The sequence below is a fragment of the bacterium genome (genome assembly GCA_035703895.1).
Taxonomy (GTDB): domain Bacteria; phylum Sysuimicrobiota; class Sysuimicrobiia; order Sysuimicrobiales; family Segetimicrobiaceae; genus Segetimicrobium.
In genome coordinates, this window is the sequence record DASSXJ010000322.1 from 1 (window position 1) to 3,436 (window position 3,436).

Annotated in this window: 5 protein-coding genes; 3 read left to right on the forward strand and 2 right to left on the reverse strand. The window is 68.4% G+C overall.

Annotated elements, in window-relative coordinates; all coding sequences use genetic code 11:
* The 3 genes from VFP86_21175 to cofC form a co-directional block, all read left to right on the forward strand.
* A partial coding sequence (locus VFP86_21175) for a nitroreductase family protein (GenBank protein ID HET9002162.1) occupies nucleotides 1-484 on the forward strand: 484 nt, incomplete at its 5' end.
* 13 nt (nucleotides 485-497) lie between these two features.
* The gene (cofD, locus tag VFP86_21180) at nucleotides 498-1,451 is read left to right on the forward strand and encodes a 2-phospho-L-lactate transferase (protein ID HET9002163.1); all 954 of its coding nucleotides are present in this window, start codon (nucleotides 498-500) and stop codon (nucleotides 1,449-1,451) included.
* Nucleotides 1,448-2,068, forward strand: coding sequence for a 2-phospho-L-lactate guanylyltransferase (cofC, locus tag VFP86_21185; GenBank protein HET9002164.1), 621 nt, complete (start codon nucleotides 1,448-1,450; stop codon nucleotides 2,066-2,068). Before cofD ends, cofC begins: the two co-directional genes overlap by 4 nt.
* Here the strand turns inward: cofC and phoU are convergent.
* Together phoU and VFP86_21195 are read right to left on the reverse strand one after the other, a co-directional pair.
* Complete coding sequence (phoU, locus tag VFP86_21190; GenBank protein ID HET9002165.1) at nucleotides 2,029-2,688, reverse strand: phosphate signaling complex protein PhoU; 660 nt, start codon at nucleotides 2,686-2,688, stop codon at nucleotides 2,029-2,031. The genes cofC and phoU overlap by 40 nt on opposite strands.
* Nucleotides 2,689-2,793: 105 nt before the next feature.
* Nucleotides 2,794-3,436: hypothetical protein (locus VFP86_21195; GenBank protein ID HET9002166.1), on the reverse strand; the 643-nt coding region annotated here is incomplete at its 5' end.

The following is a 3,436-nucleotide window of genomic DNA, read 5'->3' on the forward strand; positions in this document are numbered from 1 at the left end:
CCACAACGCGCAGCCGACCCGGTTTGTCGTGATCGAGTCCCCCGACGTGAAGCGGCGGCTTGCCGAACGCATGGCGCGGCGGTGGCGCCCGGACCTCGAACAACTCCGCACGCCGGAGGCGGCGATCCACGTGGAACTCCGGTTCTCGCTCAAACGGTTCGGCGAGGCGCCGGCGCTGATCCTGGTCGGGTTCACGATGGACGAGATGGACGTCTATCCCGACCGCGCGCGCCGGGCGGCGGAGCACCTGATGGCCGTCCAGAGCGCGGCGGCCGCCGTGCAGAATCTCCTCTTGGCCGCCACCGCGAATGGGCTTGGTGCATGTTGGTGCTGCGCCCCGCTCTTCTGTCCGGGGATCGTTCGCCGGACGTTGGGGTTGCCCCGCGCGTTCGTCCCGCAGGCCCTCTTGACGCTCGGCTACCCTGCTCACACGCCGCCCGTGCCGCCGCGAAAATCGCTCGACGCGGTCGTCTCGTTCCTGTAGCCGCCGTCTCGACGTGATCACGGTCCTCTGCGGCGGGGTCGGTGGGGTCAAACTCGTGCACGGCCTCGCCGGGGTGCTCGCCGATCCATCGGAGCTCACCGTCGTCGTCAACACCGCCGACGACTGGGAGCATCTGGGTCTCCAGATCTCGCCCGATGTGGATACGGTCCTCTATACGCTCTCGGGCCTGGCGAGCGAAGCGCGGGGCTGGGGGATCGAGGACGACACCTGGACGGCCCTCGAGATGCTCGGCCGGTATGGGCTGCCCACGTGGTTCCGGCTGGGCGATCGCGATCTGGCCACGCATCTCGCCCGAACGATATGGCTGCGGGAGGGCCGGCGACCGACCGAGGTCACCGCAGCCCTCGCGGCCGCCCTCGGAGTCGTCCCGAGGATCCTGCCGATGACCGACCATCGCGTCGCGACCGTCGTGTGGACTCCGGAGGGGCGGCTGCCGTTTCAGGAGTATTTCGTCAAACGAGGGGCGCGGGATCCCGTGAGCGGGATTGAGTTCGAGGGCATCGAGCACGCGGTTCCCACGCCGGAGGTGATCGATGCGGTCCGGTCCTCCGCGGTCGTCGTCGTCTCTCCCAGCAACCCCCTCGTCAGCGTCGGCCCGATCCTGGCGCTGTCTGGAATGACACCCGCGCTCAGCCAGAGCCGGGCGCTCCGCATCGCGGTGACGCCCTTGATCGGCGGGACGGCGGTCAAGGGACCCACGGTGGAGATGCTGCGCGGCCTCGGCATGCCGGCGACGCCCGCCGCGGTCGCGGCATTGTACCGAGCGTTTCTCGACGTCTTCGTGCTGGACATCCGTGACCGTGCCTCGGCCGAGACGGTGACGGCCGTGCCGGTCGAGTGCGCCGACACGCTGATGACGGACTCCGCGGGACGAAGACGGCTGGCCCGGGCGATCGTGGACATTGCCGCCCGGCACGGCGTGGAAGTGCGCACGACGCCGGCGTGAGCATCGGTGCGATCGTCCCTCAAAAACCGCTTGCCATGGCCAAGAGCCGTCTCGGAGGGGTCCTCCCCGCCGGGGCGAGGGCGGCGCTCAGCCTCGCGCTCCTGGAACGGGTGTGCGCGGTGCTCCGCGCGAGCATGGGCATTGAAGACGTGGTGGTCATGACGCCGGATCCCGTGGTCGGGGCGTTCGCGGCCGCCCGCGGGGTCAGGACAGTACCGGACCCCACGCCCGGTTTGAACGCAGCGCTGGCCGAGGTGTTCCGGCCCCTGTCTCGGGGCTCCCGCGGGATTCTCGTGATTTCGGCGGACCTGCCGCTGCTGCAGCCGGTGGACATCGCCGCCATCGTCGCGGCCGCGGACCCTCGCACCCTCGTCGTTGCTCCGTCAAAGGACACGGTCGGCACGAACGCACTGCTGCTCCCATCGACCGTCGTATTCCGGCCGGCGTTTGGACAGGCGAGCCTTGCGGCTCACCGGCATCGGGCCGAGGCCCTGGGACTCCGGGCCATTCTGCTCCGCCGGCCCGGCCTCGCGTTCGACCTGGACACGCCGGCCGACCTTGCCGCATTGCGATCCGCTCAGACGTTCAATTCTTTGAGCGTCCCCGTCACCATGTAAACGACGCGCTCGCCGATGTTGGTGGCGTGGTCCCCCATTCGCTCGAGGGCCTGCGCGACCATCAACAGATGGGTCGCCCGCTGGATGTTCTTCGGGTCTTCGATCATGTAGGTGAGCAGCTCCCGAAACACTTGGCCGTAGAGGTGATCGACCGCGTCATCTTTCGCGGCCATCCGCTCTGCCAGATCCGGGTCACGGCGGACGAACGCGTCGAGCCCGTCGCGAAGCATCTCGTGGACCATCTCGGCCATCCGTGGGATATCGATCAGCGGTTTCAACAGCGGCTCCTCGGCGAGCCGCTTGGTGATCTTGCCGATGTCTTCCGCGTGGTCCGCCATACGCTCGAGGTCGATCGTCATCGCCCACACGCTGGCGATCATCCGAAGGTCTTTCGCCATCGGCTGCTGGGTCGCCATGAGCCGCAGGCACCGGTCTTCGAGCTCGAGGTGCAGCCTGTTAATCGTGTTGTCCGCTATGATCACGGCCTCCGCGAGCGTGGTGCTGCGCGCCTGGAGGGCCTCGATCGATCGGCGGATCGCGGTATCGACGAGATCGCCCATGCGGAGAAAGTCGTCCTGCAATTCCGTGAGGTCGCGATCGAAGGTTTCCCGTATGGTCATCGAGCTTCCCTCAGCCTTGGCGTCGGGAAGCACCTTCCCGAAAACCCGTCCATCCTCCTCTCGCGCCCGCTTCGCGGGCCCCGGATCCAGGACGGGCGGACGCGGTTAGAAGCAGACCACCCTGGAGCGATGCGGCCCCACGATGAATGCTCTGAGCGCGCCCACATCAGGCTGACCGGTGACCTCGTAGACCGGAATGGCGTCGGCCATCATATCGAGCGCCGCCTCCTGGGCGGCGGGCGCCGGAGGCTGTAGGTCCTGGACGCCGACACGCTTGACCATCCGTTGGAGCGCCGCCCGGCGAATGTCGGGGTCTAGCGGGTGCACCTCCCACCGCGCTTCTCCCCGGCGCCAGGCGAGCAGGTAGATGACCCGGAGGCATCCCGTCAGGCGAAAAGTGCCCGGTCCGAAAATCCGGTCGACCTCCACGTCCCGCTTCTCCTCGGTGGCCCACAGGGCGTCCGGACTCATGTGCTCATACCGTCTGCGGGCCTCTGGCGGGAGGAGCGCGGTCAGCCGAGAGAGGCGCAACAGCGTCCCGGGATTGACCCGGGGGATCTTGGGGACGCCCACCATCTCGACCTGTCCGTTGTCCGGTCGCACGAGGAGCCGGTCGTTGGTCACAAACTGGTAGCCCGCCTCGACCAGCGCCAGGGCCATCGTCGACTTCCCGGCCCCGGACTGCGCCGCGAACGCGACGCCCCCCTCTTCTCCCAGGGCGGCCGAGGCATGGAGCATGACGTACCCG